11 protein-coding genes are annotated in these 16,685 nt (G+C 64.2%); 9 read left to right on the top strand and 2 right to left on the bottom strand.

Features of this window, described 5'->3' with window-relative positions:
* Positions 1-156 precede the first annotated feature (156 nt).
* The gene (locus NKJ93_RS16180; RefSeq protein ID WP_352484517.1) at positions 157-2,646 is read right to left on the bottom strand and encodes a mechanosensitive ion channel family protein; all 2,490 of its coding nucleotides are present in this window, start codon (positions 2,644-2,646) and stop codon (positions 157-159) included.
* 216 nt (positions 2,647-2,862) lie between these two features.
* On the opposite strand from NKJ93_RS16180, the gene NKJ93_RS16175 reads away from it, so the two are divergent.
* The 4 genes from NKJ93_RS16175 to NKJ93_RS16160 all read left to right on the top strand — a co-directional run bounded on the left by NKJ93_RS16175 (position 2,863) and on the right by NKJ93_RS16160 (position 8,083).
* The gene (locus tag NKJ93_RS16175) at positions 2,863-4,122 is read left to right on the top strand and encodes a sarcosine oxidase subunit beta (RefSeq protein WP_023719918.1); all 1,260 of its coding nucleotides are present in this window, start codon (positions 2,863-2,865) and stop codon (positions 4,120-4,122) included.
* A 91-nt stretch (positions 4,123-4,213) separates the two neighbouring features.
* Positions 4,214-4,510, top strand: a complete 297-nt coding sequence (locus NKJ93_RS16170) for a sarcosine oxidase subunit delta (RefSeq protein ID WP_023719917.1) — start codon at positions 4,214-4,216, stop codon at positions 4,508-4,510.
* A complete protein-coding gene (locus NKJ93_RS16165; protein ID WP_023719916.1) occupies positions 4,507-7,503 on the top strand; it encodes a sarcosine oxidase subunit alpha in 2,997 nt (998 codons plus the stop codon). Before NKJ93_RS16170 ends, NKJ93_RS16165 begins: the two co-directional genes overlap by 4 nt.
* A complete protein-coding gene (locus NKJ93_RS16160) occupies positions 7,496-8,083 on the top strand; it encodes a sarcosine oxidase subunit gamma (protein WP_023719915.1) in 588 nt (195 codons plus the stop codon). The genes NKJ93_RS16165 and NKJ93_RS16160 overlap by 8 nt, the downstream gene beginning before the upstream one ends.
* 20 nt (positions 8,084-8,103) lie before the next feature.
* Here NKJ93_RS16160 and NKJ93_RS16155 read toward each other — a convergent pair whose 3' ends face one another.
* Positions 8,104-8,802 carry a nitroreductase gene (locus tag NKJ93_RS16155; protein ID WP_023719914.1) on the bottom strand — a complete coding sequence of 233 codons (699 nt, stop codon included), beginning with the start codon at positions 8,800-8,802 and terminating at the stop codon, positions 8,104-8,106.
* 273 nt (positions 8,803-9,075) lie between these two features.
* On the opposite strand from NKJ93_RS16155, the gene NKJ93_RS16150 reads away from it, so the two are divergent.
* From NKJ93_RS16150 to NKJ93_RS16130, 5 genes are read left to right on the top strand one after another with little or no spacing between them, the layout of a single operon-like run.
* Entirely contained in the window at positions 9,076-9,669 is a 594-nt protein-coding gene (locus NKJ93_RS16150; protein WP_352484512.1) for a helix-turn-helix domain-containing protein, read from the top strand.
* Positions 9,670-9,682: 13 nt separating this feature from the next.
* A complete protein-coding gene (locus tag NKJ93_RS16145) occupies positions 9,683-12,136 on the top strand; it encodes a GcvT family protein (RefSeq protein ID WP_352590139.1) in 2,454 nt (817 codons plus the stop codon).
* Positions 12,133-13,032 (top strand): homocysteine S-methyltransferase family protein, encoded by a 900-nt coding sequence (locus NKJ93_RS16140; protein WP_352590136.1) that lies wholly within the window; start codon positions 12,133-12,135, stop codon positions 13,030-13,032. Before NKJ93_RS16145 ends, NKJ93_RS16140 begins: the two co-directional genes overlap by 4 nt.
* Positions 13,032-14,213 carry a pyridoxal phosphate-dependent aminotransferase gene (locus tag NKJ93_RS16135; RefSeq protein ID WP_023719911.1) on the top strand — a complete coding sequence of 394 codons (1,182 nt, stop codon included), beginning with the start codon at positions 13,032-13,034 and terminating at the stop codon, positions 14,211-14,213. The genes NKJ93_RS16140 and NKJ93_RS16135 overlap by 1 nt, the downstream gene beginning before the upstream one ends.
* Positions 14,210-16,684 (top strand): GcvT family protein, encoded by a 2,475-nt coding sequence (locus NKJ93_RS16130; protein WP_352590133.1) that lies wholly within the window; start codon positions 14,210-14,212, stop codon positions 16,682-16,684. The genes NKJ93_RS16135 and NKJ93_RS16130 overlap by 4 nt, the downstream gene beginning before the upstream one ends.
* Position 16,685 lies beyond the last annotated feature (1 nt).

Here is a 16,685-nt window from a genome sequence, read left to right as displayed (position 1 = left end):
TTTGCAGTATCGGTGTTGCCACCGCCTCTGTTGCATTTTGCAAGGCATTCTCGCCGTTTGCAGGTGAGCTTATATGCAATGCAAGCTGAACGGCAACTGAATGCCGCATTCATGCCGCAATTGGTTTCCGAAGGCTTGAAGGCAAGCTCCAAACAGCTAGTCAGGATCAGGCTTCCGCACCTTGCGTCCCGACTTGGCGAGACGTTTCGCCTCCGCCACTGCCAGTGCTTTTGCTTGCTCTCGCTCGGCGAATTCGACTTCGATCTTGTCGTCGTCGATCGGCCACGCCTCGTGCTTTTTGGTCTCGACGACGGCGCGCGGCGCCGACGGAATTTCGATATGCTGGTCGGCGAACACATCGAAGATTGCAAAGCGGATGTCGTTCTGGACGATATTGCCACTAAGAACGTCTGCCAGGAACACGCGAATCTCGAATTCGAGCGCGGCCGGGCCGAAATTGGAAAACAGCACAAAGGGTTCCGGGTTCTTCAGCACCAGCGGATGGCTGCGTGCGATCTCCAAAAGGACGCCATGCACGTGCTTGACGTCGCTACCATAGGCAACGCCGACCTTGATGTCGACGCGGCCGAGCTTGTTGCGGTGCGTCCAGTTGCCGACCGCATTGTTGATCAGGTTTGAATTGGGCAGGATCACCGATTGCCGTTGGAACGTCTCGATCTCGGTGGCGCGCACGCTGATCTTCTTGACAGTGCCGCTGATGTCGCCGGCGACGATCCAGTCGCCGACCTTGAACGGCCGCTCGGCCAACAGGATCAGGCCCGAGACGAAGTTCGAGACGACATTCTGCAGGCCGAAGCCGATGCCGAGGGACAGCGCACCGGCGACCAGCGCGAGGCTGGAGAGGTCGATGCCGGCGGCCGAGATGCCGACCAGTGCCGCGACGGCGACGCCGGCATAGCCGACCGCCAGCCGGATCGAATTGCGCACGCCGGTGTCGACGCGGCCGCGCGCCATCACCGAGCCGTCCAGCCATCCCTGGAACCAGCGCGTCAGGAAATAGCCGATGATGAAGACAACGACGCCTGAGAGGATGCCGGTGATCGAGATCGTCACCGAGCCGATGGTCAGCCCCGTTGCCAGCTTGTAGGCCCAAGCCTGGATGTCGCCGGGCTGGAAGCCCCACGTCAACAGGATCAGCGGCAGGAACACCAGCACGATCATCACGTTGATGGCGACGCTGACGACCAGGCCGAGCTGGTCGAGCGCGGTCGGCTCATAGCTTGAATTGGCGGATAGCCAACGGCCGATCGAGCTATTGGCGAAGCCGCCTTCCTCGCCGATCGCCCGCGCCGACAGGAAGCCGATATAGGCGGTGACCAGGATGGTGCCGGTGATCACGACCTGCACCGAGACGAACATGGCAAGGCCGATATAGCCGAACAGCGCCGACGCGATGGTGAACAGCCCCAGCGCCACGGCGGTGTAACGCAGCCACGCCGGCCACGGCCGCCAGATCCCGTCGGCGGCCTTGAACGGCTTCAGCAGGCCCATCAGGATCAGGATGACGCCGACGATGATGGTGGCGACAAAGCTTCTGGCGATGGTCAGCGACAGCGGCGAGCCCATCTTGTCGTTCACGACCGACAGGAAATAATTGATGCCGATGGCGACGGCCATGGCCGTCGTCAGCCGCACCAGCCAGCGCGCCGGGCCGGTTTCGACAGGGATCAGACGCCAGTTCGGCAGTCGCGGCTCAAGCGCCGCATTGGTCAGCCGGTTGACGCAGAACACACCCGCGACAACGGCAGCCAGCGCATTCAGGAAGATGCCGATATCGCCGCGCAAGACGTTGTAATAATTGAAAAAGAAAATGGTCGAGGCAAGGAAGACGCCGACTGCCAGCGTCGGCAGCAATGTCGACCAGAACGCCACCGACAGCCGGCTGAGATAGGAGGGATCCTCCACCGAGGGGTCCGCTTCGAACACACGGCCGAACAGGCGCCGCCCGCCGACGAAAAGCACGGCGGCCAAGGCAAGCGCCATCAAGGCCGCGGCAAGAACGGCCTGGAACTTGAACTTGAAGGCAAAGCTCAGCCAGGACGACACCGCCTTGTAGAAACTGGTAAATTCGTTGTTGGCATCGGAAATGACCTCCGGGCTCAATGCATCGGACAGCACGTAGCGCTTGGTGAGCTGGTTGCGGAAAAGCTCGCTGCGCATATTGCCGATCTTCTCGATCAGCCCGCTGATGCGGATCGACAGGTTTTGCGCCGTGGCGATGACGGCATTGATCTCGGCTTTTTCGGAGGCCAGCGCCTGGCGTTCGCCGGTCACGATATCGGGCTCGGCCGGCTGGCCCGCGGCCGGCGGCGGGCCTAGCTGCTCTAGCCGGCTGTTGATCTCGCTCAGCCGCGGCCGGAAAGCGAGCGCGCTGTTGAGCGAGGCACGCGACATTTCTTCCAGCTGCAGCCGAATATCGACAAGGCTGGCGTCATCGTCGCCGTCCTGCTGGAACTTCGTTTCGAGATTGTCGGTCTTCGTCGTCAGGTCCTGGAGGATTTTCTGCTGATCACTGACCAGTCCCGCGGGCGCCTGGCCAAGCCCTTGCGCCACCGCTCGCAACGAAAGCGGCGCCGAGGCGACAAGCATCAGGACCAGAACGAAGCGGAGCAGTCGGAAAAACATGATTGTCTGGCGACTCACGGGCGATAAGGCGTTCTAAAGGCCCGCTCTTGATAAAGACCGACATATCTGGGGGCAAGCCGTCCCTGACGGCCCGCTTTCGAAGTCGGCCATATCCAATCGAAGTCGGGGAGTCGAAAAGCGATGGCGCAATCTTGGCTTTGCGTTGGCCGCCTGCTCTATAGTCTGCCGCCAAGCCTGAAATGGATGACAATAAGAATGGCGGAATATTCGGCCTTTTCGCTTCTCAAGAACGCGCTGACCGGAAACAAGGACTGGAGGCCGGCCTGGCGCAAGCCCGACCCGAAGGCGTCCTACGATGTCATCGTCATCGGCGGCGGCGGCCATGGCCTGTCGACCGCTTACTATCTCGCCAAGGAGCACGGCATCACCAATGTCGCGGTGCTGGAGAAGGGCTGGCTCGGTTCCGGCAATGTCGGCCGCAACACGACGGCCGTCCGCTCCAACTACCTGCTGCCCGCCAACACGCGCTTCTACGAACATTCGATGAAGCTGTGGGAGAACCTGTCGCATGACCTCAACTATAACGTCATGTTCTCGCAGCGCGGCTGCCTGAACCTCGCCCACACACCTGCTCAGCTCGACGACTATGCCCGGCGCGGCAACGCCATGCGCCATCTCGGCGTCGACGCGGAACTGATGACCACGGCGGAGATCGCCCGCCTGGTGCCGGCGCTGGACGTCTCCGCCACGGCGCGTTTCCCGATCGTCGGCGGCCTGATGCAGCGACGCGCCGGCACCGCCCGCCACGATGCGGTCGCCTGGGGATATGCGCGTGGCGCAGATCGCCGCGGCGTCGACATCGTCGAAAACTGCGAGGTCACCGGCTTCCTGCGCGACGGCGACCGCATCACCGGCGTCACGACGACCCGCGGCGAAATCCGCGCTAAAAAGGTAGCGGTCGCGGTGGCCGGCAGCACCGGGCGGGTCATGCGGCTTGCCGGCATCGAGACAATGCCGATCGAGAGCCACGTGCTGCAGGCCTTCGTTACGGAATCGCTGAAACCGTTTATCGATACGGTCCTGACCTTCGGCATGGGCCATTTCTATATGTCGCAATCGGACAAGGGCGGCCTTGTCTATGGCGGCGACCTCGACGGCTACAACAGCTACGCCCAGCGCGGCAGCCTGCCGATCGTCGATGAGGTGATGAGCGAGATGCTGGCGCTGTTCCCGGGGCTCGCCCGCGTCCGCATGCTGCGCTCATGGGGCGGCGTCTGCGACATGTCGATGGACGGCTCGCCAATCATCACCACCGGTCCGCTGCCGGGCATGTATCTCAACTGCGGCTGGTGCTATGGCGGCTTCAAGGCGACGCCGGCTTCCGGCTGGTGCTTTGCCTGGACCATTGCCAAGGACGAGCCGCACGATCTCAACGCGGCCTTCACGCTCGACCGCTTTTACCGTGGCATGGTGATCGACGACAAGGGCCAGGGCGCCACGCCCCGGCTGCATTAGGCCATGATCCCGAACCGCAGGTCCGCGTCAGCGAAAAGTGGAAACCGGTTTTCGGACAAGATCATGGTCAAACGAGAAGTTTAAGAGATCCATGCTCATCACCTGCCCCTATTGCGGCCCGCGCGACGTTATCGAATTCACCTATCAGGGCGACGGCAATCGCCAGCGCCCACAGCCCGCGTCGCAAAACCTCGACGCCTGGAACGCTTATGTCTACGACCGGCTGAACCCCGCCGGCGACCACAATGAGATCTGGCAGCATTCCGGCGGCTGCCGCGCCCATCTCAGGGTGGTGCGCAACACGCTGACGCACGAGATCTCCAGCACTGCCTTCGCGCGCGGCGACCACAACTCGGTTGCGCGGCACAGGGCCGAGGACAAGTCATGAGCCCGCGCCGTACCGAGACCGGCGGCCGCATCGACCGGCTGCGGACCATCCGCTTCACCTTCGACGGCGCGCCTTATACCGGCCATGCCGGCGACACGCTGGCTTCGGCGCTGCTGGCCAACGGCGTCACCCTGTTTGGGCGTTCGTTCAAATATCACCGCCCGCGCGGCGTGCTGACTGCCGGCGTCGAGGAGCCAAACGCGCTCGTGACTGTGTTGAGGGGCGAGGTTCGCGAGCCGAACATTCCCGCCACCATGGTCGAGATCTATGACGGGCTGGCCGCAATGAGCCAGAACCGCTTCCCCTCGCTTGCCTGGGACGTCAATGCCATCAACCAGCTCGGCGGCAAGCTTTTGTCGGCCGGCTTCTACTACAAGACCTTCATGGGACCCGTGGTCGGTCCGCTGAAGGGCACGCGCTTCTGGATGTTCTGCGAGCATTTCATCCGCCGTGCCGCCGGCCTGGGCAAGGCAGGCACGGCTCCCGATACGGCGCGCTACGAACGCATGAACGCGTTTTGCGACGTGCTGGTAGTCGGTTCCGGCCCGGCCGGGCTGATGGCCGCCAGGGCGGCCGCCGATCAGGGTGCACGCGTCATCCTGGCCGAGCTCGAGCCGCATTTCGGCGGCTCGGCCAATTGGTCGGGCGAGACGATCGATGGCATGCCGGCCGCCGATTGGGCGGCGCGCGCCGCCGGCCAGCTTGAAGGCCATGACAATGTTCGCCTGCTGCCGCGCACCACCGTCTGGGGCTATTACGACGGCAACACGCTTGCCGCGATCGAACGCGTCACCGACCATAAGGAAACGCCGGACAAAGGCGAGCCGCGCCATCGCTACTGGACCATCCGCGCCAAATCGGTGGTGCTGGCCACCGGCTCCCTGGAGCGTCCCTTGGTCTTTCCTGGCAATGATCGGCCAGGCGTGATGCTGGCGCATGCGGCCGAGCGCTATGCCAATGAATATGGCGTGCTGCCGGGTCACAGGGTCGCGCTGTTCACCAACAATGACAGCGCCTATCGCGCAGCACTGGCGTTGAAGAAGGCCGGTGCCGCGGTCGTCGCCATCGTCGACGCGCGCCCGGAGCTTTCGAGCGAAATGCGCAAGCTGGCCGGCGAGACCGAAGCCGAGATCTTTTCTGGCCACGCGGTGATAGCCACCGAGGGCGGCAAGGCGCTTTCCGGCTTCAAGGTGCAGCGCTTCGACATGGCCAGTGGTGCGCTTTCCGGCGATGCGCGCAGCATCCACGCCGATTGCCTGCTGATGTCGGGCGGCTGGTCGCCGACCATCCATCTGGCCAGCCAGGCCGGAGCCAAAGCGGAATGGAACGAAGCGTTACAAGCGTTCCTGCCGCCGAAACCGACAACACGGCAATGGATCGGCGCCGGCGCCTTCACCGGCAGTTTCTCCACCGCCGAGGCGATCGCCGAAGGTCGCGCCGCCGGCCTTTCCGCTGCGGGCGCAACAGCCACGCCGGCGGCCTTGCCTGCCGTCGGGGCAGCACCTGGCGATCCCGATCCGGCACCGGTGTTCGAGATCAAGGCCGCAGGAAAAAGCTTCGTCGACTTCCAGCATGACGTGACGGCCGACGACGTGCGGCTGGCGCATCGCGAAGGCTTCGTCTCGGTCGAGCATCTGAAGCGCTACACCACGCTCGGCATGGCGACCGACCAGGGCAAGAGTTCCAACATACCAGGCCTCGCCATCATGGCCGAGGCGCTGGGCAAGCCGATCCCGCAGGTCGGCACGACGCGCTTTCGTCCGCCTTTTTCGGCGGTGTCGATCGGCTCGCTTGCCGCCGAACGCTTCGGCGATCTGAAGCCCGAGCGGCTGACGCCGATGCATGACTGGCACGTCGCCAACGGCGCCACCATGTATTCGGCCGGCCTCTGGTACCGGCCGATGATCTACGGCCATCCCGGTGAAACGATCGAGCAGGCCTATGTGCGCGAGGCGAGAGCCACGCGCGAGAGCGCCGGCATTGTCGACGTCTCGACACTGGGCAAGATCGCGGTGCAAGGCCCGGACGCGGCGGAATTCCTCGACCGCGTCTACACCAACATGTTTTCGACGCTGGCCGTCGGCAAGGCGCGTTATGGGCTAATGCTGCGCGAGGACGGCCTCGCCTTCGACGACGGCACCACCTGGCGGCTTGGCGAGCAGGATTTCCTGATGACCACCACCACCGCCAATGCCGGCAAGGTAATGCAGCATCTGGAGTATTTTCTCGACGTGATCTGGCCGGAGCTGAAGGTCCACGTCACCTCGGTCACCGACCAATGGGCCGGTGCCGCCATCGGCGGGCCGAACGCCAGGCAGATATTGGCTGCTTGCGTCAGCGGCACCGCTGTCGACAATGCCGCCCTGCCCTTCATGGGCATCGTCCACGGCGAAATCGCCGGCGTGCCGGTGATGATCTGCCGGCTGTCCTTCTCCGGCGAAATGGCCTTCGAGGTCTATTCCGGCGCCGGTTACGGCACCCATGTCTGGGAGGCGCTGATCGAAGCCGGCAAGCCGTTCGGGCTGGTGACCTACGGACTGGAGGCGCTGGGCACCCTGCGCATCGAGAAGGGCCACGTCACCGGCGCCGAGATCGACGGTCGTACCACGGGGCGCGACCTGCATCTCGACTGGATGCTGTCGAAGAAGAAGCCGTTTATCGGTTCGGCGATGATGGATCGCGAGGGGCTGATCGCGCCCGACCGCCTGGAACTCGTCGGTATTGTTTCGCTCGACAACCAGCCGCTAAACGGCGGCGCACACATCGTCGAGGAGCTTGACGAAGCCAATCCGCACGGCTCGCTCGGTCACATCACCGCTTGCTGCTATTCGCCGGCGCTCGGCAAATATATAGCGCTTGCCTTGGTCAAGGGCGGCAAGGCGCGGCGCGGCACGCGCGCTTATGTCTCCGACCCGTTGCGCAACCGGTTCGGGCCGGTCGAGATCGTCTCCAACCATTTCTTCGATCCGGACGGGAGCCGCATGCATGGTTGAGCGCCAATCACCGCTTGAGCCGGTGCTGCATCCAGGCTCGCATGGCAATTTCGAGCACGGTGTCGAAATCATCCTCTCCGAAACCAGGCCGGGTTCGATCCTGCAGCTCGCCGCCTGGCCCGGCCAGGAGAAGGCGTTGATGGCCGGCATCCGCACTGTTACCGGCCTGGCTTTGCCCGACGGCGCCGGCGGCGGTGTCACGGACGGCGTCAGGTCGGTGTTCGGCTTTGCGCCGGGAAAGTTCACAATGGTCGATGAGGCCGAGGGATTGGCATCGGCCTTTGCCGACGTCGTCACTCCGTCCATCGGTACGGTGACCGACCTTTCGCACGGCCGCACCGCGATCCGTATCGCCGGGCCAAAGGCCGAGTGGGTCCTGGCAAAATTCTTCGCCATCGACTTCGCGCTGCCGGCCTTCCCGATCGGCGCCGGCCGCTCAACCATGCATCACGACGTCTTCGCCCAGATCCAGCGCACCGGCGCCGATCAGTTCGACATCTATGTGTTCCGCTCGTTCGCACGCTCGTTCTGGAAGGCACTCTGCCACGCCAGCGAGGAAGTCGGCTACGAAGTGCAGTAGCTAGACGGCGCGTCGTCACCTTACTCGGCGAACGTCACCCACTCTTCCAGCGGCGCGCGATCGGTGCGGAAGGCATTTTCAGGCTTGGACGTATCCTCGTGGCCGAGCGCCATGCCGCACACGACGATCTCCTCGTCGGGAATGTCGAGCACGGGCCTGATCTGCCGGTGATAGGGCGCGAAGGCGGCCTGCGGGCAGGTGTGTAGGCCCCTGCCCCGCGCCGCGACCATGATGTTCTGCAGGAACATGCCGTAGTCGATCCACGACCCCTTGTTCAGCCGCCGGTCGACGGTGAAGATCAAGCCGACCGGCGCATCGAAGAAGACGAAATTGCGGTCGTGTTGCGCACGCATCCTGTCGACCTCGCGCCGGCCGATGCCGAGCACGCCGTAGAGGCCGAAGCCGTTGGCCCGCCGTCGCGTCAGATAGGGTTCGAAGAACTGGTCAGGATAGTAGCGGTACTCGTCCCACTCCGCCTTTTCGGCGCGGATGCCCGAACTGAGAATGGCGTCGGTGATGCGCTGCTTGACCTCGCCCTTGGTCACATAGACCTTCCAGGGTTGCATGTTGGTGCCTGAAGGCGCGCGCGCGGCAACGGCGAGAATATCGCGGATGGTGTCGTCATCGACCATGTCAGGCAAGAAGGCGCGTACGGACCGGCGCGAGGTGATCGCGTCATCGACGATCGCCGCCGCAATCCGGGAGTTGTTTTCCAGCATGGGCCGTCCCTTTGCGCATAATCCTGGAACCCGGCTTTTCCGGAAAGGATCATGCGCCGACTAGAAGTGATGGAGCATCCTTGCGAGTTTCTATGAACGCTCGACGCCCTATCCGCCTCGACCGGACGCCCCACTCGCCGCTCGTGTGCCGAGCCTTTGCCTGAACCGTCAAAATGGCGCAAGTAAATCTTGTGGGTTCATGAAAATCATCTTGATTTTTTCACAGACCTGCGGTCACATGAAATTTGCTGGGAATTTTTCATCGAGACAGGGATGGCTTTGCCCTCAACCGCCGCAACACCGGAACAAGATAACGGCGAACGGCTGCTGGCCGGCGACATTCGCGCGTTGCGCAAGGCGCGCGGCCTGACGCTTGCCGAAATCGGGCTGAAGCTCGGCCGTTCCGTCGGCTGGGTCAGTCAGGTCGAGCGCGGCCTGTCGATCCCGTCGCTCGGCGATCTCAGGGCCTTCGCCGAATTGTTCGGCGTGCCGGTCAGCCTGTTCTTCAGCCATGACGTGCCTGTCGAGACCGAACGCGGCGTGGTCGTGCGCGCCGGCAACCGGCGCACCCTTGGCACAAGCGATTCCGGCCTGGTGGAGGAGCTTCTGTCGCCGGATCTCGGCGGTAGCTTCGAGATGCTGCGTTCGGTCTTCGCCCCCGGTGCCGAGCTGAAGACCGAGGCCCGCCGGCCGACCGAGGAAGCCGGCTACGTCGCGTCCGGCAGCTTCGACATCGAAATTGCCGGCGTCTGGCACCGGCTTGGAGCAGGCGACTCCTTCCGCTTTGACGGCAAGCCGTTCCGCTGGCGCAATCCTGGAGCGGAACCGGCTGTGGTGATCTGGGTGGTTTCGCCGCCCGTCTATTGATCTGGAGAAGAACATGGCCAGTTTGCCGACCACGGCACGCGTGGTGATCATCGGAGGCGGTGCCGTCGGCGCCTCCTCGCTCTATCATCTCGCCAAGGCGGGCTGGACCGACTGCGTGCTTCTGGAGAAGAACGAGCTGACTTCCGGCTCGACCTGGCATGCCGCCGGCAACGTGCCGACGTTCTCCTCGTCATGGTCGCTGATGAACATGCAGCGCTATTCGACCGAGCTCTATCGCCGGTTGGCCGACGAGGTCGGCTATCCCATGAACTATCATGTCACCGGCTCGCTCAGGCTCGCCCATACGATCGAGCGTATGCAGGAATTCCAGCGCGCCAAGGGCATGGGCCGCTATCAGGGCATGGACATCAATGTCGTCGGCCCCGACGAGATCAAGCGCCGCTACCCCTTCATCGAAACGCATGAGCTGAAGGGCGCGCTCTACGATCCGAGCGACGGCGACATCGACCCGGCGCAATTGACCCAGGCGCTGGCCAAGGGCGCGCGCGACATGGGTGCGAAGATCATCCGCTTCTGCCCGGTCACCGGCGTGCGCCGCGAGAACGACGAGTGGGTGGTCGAGACGCCGCAAGGCGAGATTCGCTGCGAGATTGTCGTCAACGCCGCCGGCTACCGCGCCGCCGAAGTCGGCAGGATGTTCGGCCGCGAGGTGCCGATGATGGTGATGAGCCATCAATACATCCTGTTTGAGGAAATCCCCGAACTGGCGGCGTGGTCGAAGGAACAAGGCAAGAAGCTGCCGCTGCTGCGCGACGTCGATACGTCCTATTATCTGCGCCAGGAAAAGAACGGCATGAACCTCGGCCCCTATGAGCGCAATTGCCGCGCCCATTGGGTCGGCCACAACGACCCGATGCCGGACGACTTTTCGTTCCAGCTGTTTCCCGACGACCTCGACCGGCTGGAACATTACCTGGCCGATGCCGTCGCCCGCGTGCCGATCCTCGGCACCGCCGGGCTGTCCAAGGTCATCAACGGGCCGATCCCCTATGCGCCGGACGGCAACCCGCTGATCGGCCCGATGCCTGGCGTGCCCAACGCCTTCGAGGCCTGCGTCTTCACCTTCGGCATCGCCCAGGGCGGCGGCGCCGGCAAAGTGCTGGCCGAGTGGGTGACCGAGGGCCAGACCGAATGGGACATGTGGTCCTGCGATCCACGCCGTTTCACCGCCTTTGCGTCGGCGCCGGATTACTGCGTCGCCAAGGGCATGGAGATCTACGGCAACGAGTATGCCATCCAATTCCCGCGCCACGCCTGGCCGGCTGGGCGCGACCGCAAGCTGTCGCCGCTCCACGGCCGCATCAAGGCGCTCGGCGCCCAGTTCGACGCCTATAATGGCTGGGAACGCGCCACCTGGTATGCGAAGCCAGGCGACGACATCTCCGAACAATCCACGCTGACCTTCCGCCGTGACGGCCCCTGGCAGCATCGTGTGCGCGAGGAATGCCTCGCCGTCCGCGATGCCGCCGGCATTCTGGACCTGCCGGGATTTTCCCGGTTCAATCTAGACGGTCCGGGTGCCGCCGAATGGCTGAGCCTCCAGGTGACAGGCCTGGTGCCGAAACCCGGCCGCATCGGCCTCGTCTACTTTGCCGACGACAAGGGCCGCGTCGTCACCGAGATGTCGGTGGTGCGTCACGACGAAGATCACATGACGCTGATCACCGCCGCGGTGGCGCAGTGGCACGATTTCGAATGGCTGAAATCGCGCATGCCGAAGGACGCGACGTTCAAGTTGACTGACCGGACAGAAGAGTATTCGACCCAGATCCTCGCCGGACCCAACTCGCGAAACATCCTCGCCGAACTCTGCGCGGCCGACCTCACCCTGCCCTGGCTGACGCATCAGGAAACATCGATCGCCGGGCGCTGGGCCAAGCTGGTGCGCGTATCCTTCGCTGGCGAGCTCGGCTGGGAAATCCACAGCAAGGTCGACGATACCGCAGTCATCTTCGACGCTGTCTGGGCGGCCGGCCAGAGGCACGGCCTGAAACCATTCGGCATGTACGCGCTGGATTCGCTGCGGCTCGAAAAAGGCTACCGTACGTGGAAGGGCGATCTGTCGACCGACTACTCGATCCTGCAGGGCGGGCTGGAGCGCTTCGTCAGATGGGACAAGCCCGACTTCCGCGGTAAGGCGGCGTTGCAGAGCGAAAAGCAGCAAGGCGTCAAGAAACGCTTCGTCACGCTGGTCGTCGAAAATCCCGGCGACTGCGACACACCTTACATGTCGACGCTTTGGCATGACGGCCGGATCGTCGGCGAGACGACATCCGGCGGCTGGGGTCATCGCATCGACAAGTCGATCGCGCTCGGCATGCTGCGCGCCGACCTCACCGAGCCGGGAACCGCGGTCGAGGTCGATATCTTCGGCGAACGTTTTCGGGCGATCGTGCAGAAGGATGAGCCGTTATGGGATCCGAAGAACGAGAGGCTCAAAGCATGAAGAAAGTCATCCTCACCGATGGCGGCATGGGCCAGGAGCTGGTCCGCCGCAGCAGCTCCGAGCCGACGCCGCTCTGGTCGGCCAGGGTGCTGATCGACGAACCGGATCTGGTGCGCGACCTGCATGCGGAATTCATCCGCGCCGGAGCCCGCGTCATCACCATCAACACTTATTCCGCAACGCCGGAGCGGCTGGCGCGCGAGGGCGCGGAAGAGCTGTTCAAGCCTTTGCAGAAGCGCAGCATCGAACTGGCAAGGCAAGCACGCGACCAGACCGGCGACGCGGCGATCGCCGGCTGCCTGTCGCCGCTGTTCGGCAGCTATGCGCCGGCGCTGACGATATCCTTCCAGGATACGCTCGACATCTATCGCCGTATAGTTGCCGAGCAGGCGGACGGCGTCGATCTGTTTCTGTGCGAAACCATGGCGTCGGCCGAAGAGGCGCGCGCCGCCGTCACCGCGGCATCGGAAAGCGGCAAGCCTGTCTGGGTGTCGTGGACGCTCGCGGATCACGGCATGCCGCGCCTGCGCAGCGGCGAAGCCATTGCGGCGGCGTCGGGCGCTCTTGACGGCCTACCCGTCGCGGCCCGGCTGATCAATTGCTGTCGGCCCGAAGCGATCGCTGCAGCGCTGCCCGGACTGATCGCTCTCGGCGGTGCGGTCGGCGCCTATGCCAATGGCTTCACCTCGGTCGAGGCGCTCAAGCATGGCGGCACCGTCGAAGTGCTGCACGCCCGCCACGACCTCGATCCGGACGCCTATGCCGGCCAGGCGATCGGCTGGGTCGAGGCCGGCGCCGGCATCGTCGGCGGCTGCTGCGAAGTCGGACCGGCCCACATCGCCGCCTTGCGCGACCGGCTCGAACAGGCCGGCTACGAAATTTCGGGAGTAGCATAATGCCCAGGCCATCATCGCGCATTTCCGGCATCGTGCCTTCGGGCAAGGATGGCTGGGAGGTTCATTCCGCTGCCTGGGCGCGCAAGCAGGCCGGCGAGGACATCATCATGCTGTCGGTCGGCGACCATGATTTCGACACGCCGAGCGAGACGATCGAAGCCTGCGTGACGGCGGTCCGCGCCAGCAATCACCACTACACCCCACTTGCCGGCGTTCCGCGGCTGCGCAAGGCGATGGCGGCGGCCTCGACGCTCTGCACCGGTGTTGCGACCAGCCCCGACCAGGTCATCGCCACGCCGGGCGGGCAGGCCGCGCTTTACGCAGCTATTCAAGCTGTTCTCGACCAGGGCGACCATGCCATCGTCGTCGCGCCCTATTACGCCACCTATCCCAATACCTTCAGCGCGGCGGGCGCCGCGTTCAGCGTCGTCGAGACACCCGCCGAGGATGGCTTTCAGCCGCGCGCCGCCGAGATCCGCGCCGCCCTACGGCCGAACACCCGCGCCATTCTGATCAACACGCCGAACAACCCGACCGGTGCCGTCTATTTGCGCGAGCGCCTGGAAGAGCTGGCGCAGATCTGCCGCGAGCATGACCTATGGCTGCTGTCAGACGAGGTCTACTGGACGCTGGGTGGCGGCGAGCACGTCTCACCACGCTCGCTGCCCGGCATGGCCGAACGTACGCTGGTCATCAATTCGATGTCCAAGAGCCACGGCATGACCGGCTGGCGCATGGGCTGGCTGACCGGGCCCGAACCAATGGTCTCGCTGCTGACCGACCTCAATCTGGTGATGACCTACGGCCTGCCGGCCTTCATCAGCCTCGCCTGCGCCGAGGCGCTCGAAAACGGCTACGGCGTCAAGGAGATCGCCGAGCGCTATGCCGCAAGGCGCGCCGTCGTTCTCGATGCCATGCGCGGCATGAACAACATCACCGTGCGCGGCTCCGAGGGCGGCATGTACGTGATGCTCGACATATCGGCGATCGAGCCGGACGATGAGAAATTCGCCTGGGCGTTCCTCGACCAGGAGAAGGTCGGCGTCATGCCCGGCTCGAGCTTCGGCGAAGCTGCAGCCGGCCACATCCGCTTCAGCCTCTGCCAGCCTGAGCCGGTGCTGATGGAGGCTGCCACGCGCCTGCGCCGCTTCGCCTCCAGCTACCGCCGCGAAGCCGCATGAACTCGCCGCCCGCCAAAACCATACCGACCAAGGCCATTCCTCCCAAAGCAAGGGCGGTCATCATCGGTGGCGGCGTCTCCGGCTGCTCGGTCGCCTATCATCTGGCCAAGCTCGGCTGGACCGACATCGTTCTGCTCGAGCGCAAGCAGCTGACATCGGGCACGACATGGCACGCTGCCGGCCTGATCGGCCAGCTGCGCGGCTCGCAGAACATGACCCGGCTGGCGAAGTATTCGGCCGATCTCTACGTCAAGCTCGAGGTCGAGACCGATGTCGGCACCGGCATGCGCCAGGTTGGCTCGATCACGGTGGCGCTTACCGAGGAGCGCAAGCACGAGATCTATCGGCAGGCGTCTCTCGCCCGCGCCTTCGATGTCGACGTGCGCGAGATTTCGCCAGGTGAAGTCAAGCAGATGTACCCGCATCTCAATGTATCCGATGTGGTCGGCGCCGTGCATCTGCCGCTCGACGGCCAATGCGACCCCGCCAACATCGCCATGGCGTTGGCCAAGGGCGCACGTCAGCGCGGTGCGACGATCGTCGAGAACGTCAAGGTGACCAAGGTGCATACCAAGGCAGGCCGCGTCACCGGCGTCTCCTGGGCGCAGGGCGACGAGCAAGGCACGATCGAAGCCGATATCGTCGTCAACTGCGCCGGCATGTGGGCACGCGAACTTGGCGCCCAGAACGGCGTCACCATCCCGCTGCACGCCTGCGAGCATTTCTATCTCGTCACCGAGCCGATCCCGGGGCTCTCCCGCCTGCCGGTGCTGCGCGTGCCGGACGAATGCGCCTACTACAAGGAAGATGCCGGCAAGATGATGCTCGGCGCTTTCGAGCCGGTGGCCAAGCCGTGGGGCATGAACGGCATAAGCGAGGAGTTCTGCTTCGACCAGTTGCCGCAGGACATGGACCATTTCGAGCCGATCCTCGAAATGGGCGTCAACCGCATGCCGATGCTGGCCACCGCCGGCATCCACACCTTCTTCAACGGCCCAGAGAGTTTTACCCCCGACGACCGTTATTATCTCGGCGAGGCGCCGGAGCTTTCCGGCTACTGGATGGCGACCGGCTACAATTCGATCGGCATCGTCTCCTCCGGCGGCGCCGGCATGGCGCTGGCGCAATGGATCAATGACGGCGAGGCGCCGTTCGATCTCTGGGAGGTCGACATCCGCCGCGCCCAGCCGTTCCAGAAGAACCGCCGCTATCTCAAGGAGCGCGTCTCCGAAACGCTCGGCCTGCTCTACGCCGATCATTTTCCTTACCGGCAGATGGCAACCTCGCGGAACGTGAGGCGTTCGCCGCTGCACGAGCACCTGAAGACGCGCGGCGCGGTGTTCGGCGAGGTCGCCGGCTGGGAGCGCGCCAACTGGTTCGCTAGGCCCTGCCAGGAGCGCGAATACCGCTATTCGTGGAAACGGCAGAACTGGTTCGACAACCAGCGCGAGGAGCATCTGGCGGTCCGGAACGGCGTCGGCCTGTTCGACATGACCTCGTTCGGCAAGATCCGCGTCGAAGGCCGCGACGCCTGCGCCTTCCTGCAAAGGCTCTGCGCCAACGACATGGACGTGGCGCCGGGCAAGATCGTCTACACCCAGATGCTCAACCAGCGCGGCGGTATCGAGAGCGATCTGACCGTCTCGCGATTGTCCGAAACAGCCTTCTTCCTCGTCGTGCCGGGCGCCACGCTGCAGCGCGATCTGGCCTGGCTGAAAAAACATCTTGCCGACGAGTTCGTCGTCATTACCGATGTGACCGCTGCCGAAGCGGTGCTTTGCCTGATGGGCCCGGATTCGAGGAAGCTGATCCAAAAGGTCAGCCCGAATGATTTCTCCAATGACAACAATCCGTTCGGAACGTTTCAGGAGATCGAGATCGGCATGGGCCTGGCCCGCGCCCACCGCGTCACCTATGTCGGCGAGCTCGGCTGGGAGCTTTATGTCTCGACCGACCAGGCCGCCCACGTCTTCGAGGCGATAGAAGAGGCCGGCGCCGATGTCGGTCTGAAGCTATGCGGCCTGCACACGCTGGACTCCTGCCGCATCGAAAAGGCGTTCCGGCATTTCGGCCACGACATCACCGACGAAGACAATGTGCTGGAGGCCGGCCTTGGCTTCGCCGTGAAGACGGCCAAGAGCTATTTCCTCGGCCGCGATGCGGTGCTGAAGAAGAAAGAAACCGGCCTGTCACGCCGGCTGGTGCAGTTCCGCCTGAACGACCCCGAGCCGCTGCTCTTCCACAACGAGGCGATCCTGCGCGACGGCAAGATCGTCGGTCCGATCACCTCGGGCAATTACGGCCATCATCTCGGCGGCGCAATCGGGCTTGGCTACGTGCCTTGCAAGGGTGAGAGCGAGGCGGATGTGCTGTCGTCGTCCTACGAGATCGAGATCGCCGGCGAGCGCTTTGCCGCCGAGGCCTCGCTCAAGCCGATGTACGATCCGAAGGCCGAGCGAGTGCGAATGTAGC

The sequence above is a fragment of the Mesorhizobium sp. M0028 genome (genome assembly GCF_040323855.1).
Taxonomy (GTDB): Bacteria; Pseudomonadota; Alphaproteobacteria; order Rhizobiales; family Rhizobiaceae; genus Mesorhizobium.
This window is presented reverse-complemented; position numbering and strand designations above follow the sequence as displayed.

Coding starts and splice junctions, on each gene's coding strand:
- NKJ93_RS16180 (WP_352484517.1), bottom strand. CDS start 2,646: ATGTTTTTCCGACTGCTCCGCTTCGTTCTGGTCCTGATGCTTGTCGCC.
- NKJ93_RS16175 (WP_023719918.1), top strand. CDS start 2,863: ATGGCGGAATATTCGGCCTTTTCGCTTCTCAAGAACGCGCTGACCGGA.
- NKJ93_RS16170 (WP_023719917.1), top strand. CDS start 4,214: ATGCTCATCACCTGCCCCTATTGCGGCCCGCGCGACGTTATCGAATTC.
- NKJ93_RS16165 (WP_023719916.1), top strand. CDS start 4,507: ATGAGCCCGCGCCGTACCGAGACCGGCGGCCGCATCGACCGGCTGCGG.
- NKJ93_RS16160 (WP_023719915.1), top strand. CDS start 7,496: ATGGTTGAGCGCCAATCACCGCTTGAGCCGGTGCTGCATCCAGGCTCG.
- NKJ93_RS16155 (WP_023719914.1), bottom strand. CDS start 8,802: ATGCTGGAAAACAACTCCCGGATTGCGGCGGCGATCGTCGATGACGCG.
- NKJ93_RS16150 (WP_352484512.1), top strand. CDS start 9,076: ATGGCTTTGCCCTCAACCGCCGCAACACCGGAACAAGATAACGGCGAA.
- NKJ93_RS16145 (WP_352590139.1), top strand. CDS start 9,683: ATGGCCAGTTTGCCGACCACGGCACGCGTGGTGATCATCGGAGGCGGT.
- NKJ93_RS16140 (WP_352590136.1), top strand. CDS start 12,133: ATGAAGAAAGTCATCCTCACCGATGGCGGCATGGGCCAGGAGCTGGTC.
- NKJ93_RS16135 (WP_023719911.1), top strand. CDS start 13,032: ATGCCCAGGCCATCATCGCGCATTTCCGGCATCGTGCCTTCGGGCAAG.
- NKJ93_RS16130 (WP_352590133.1), top strand. CDS start 14,210: ATGAACTCGCCGCCCGCCAAAACCATACCGACCAAGGCCATTCCTCCC.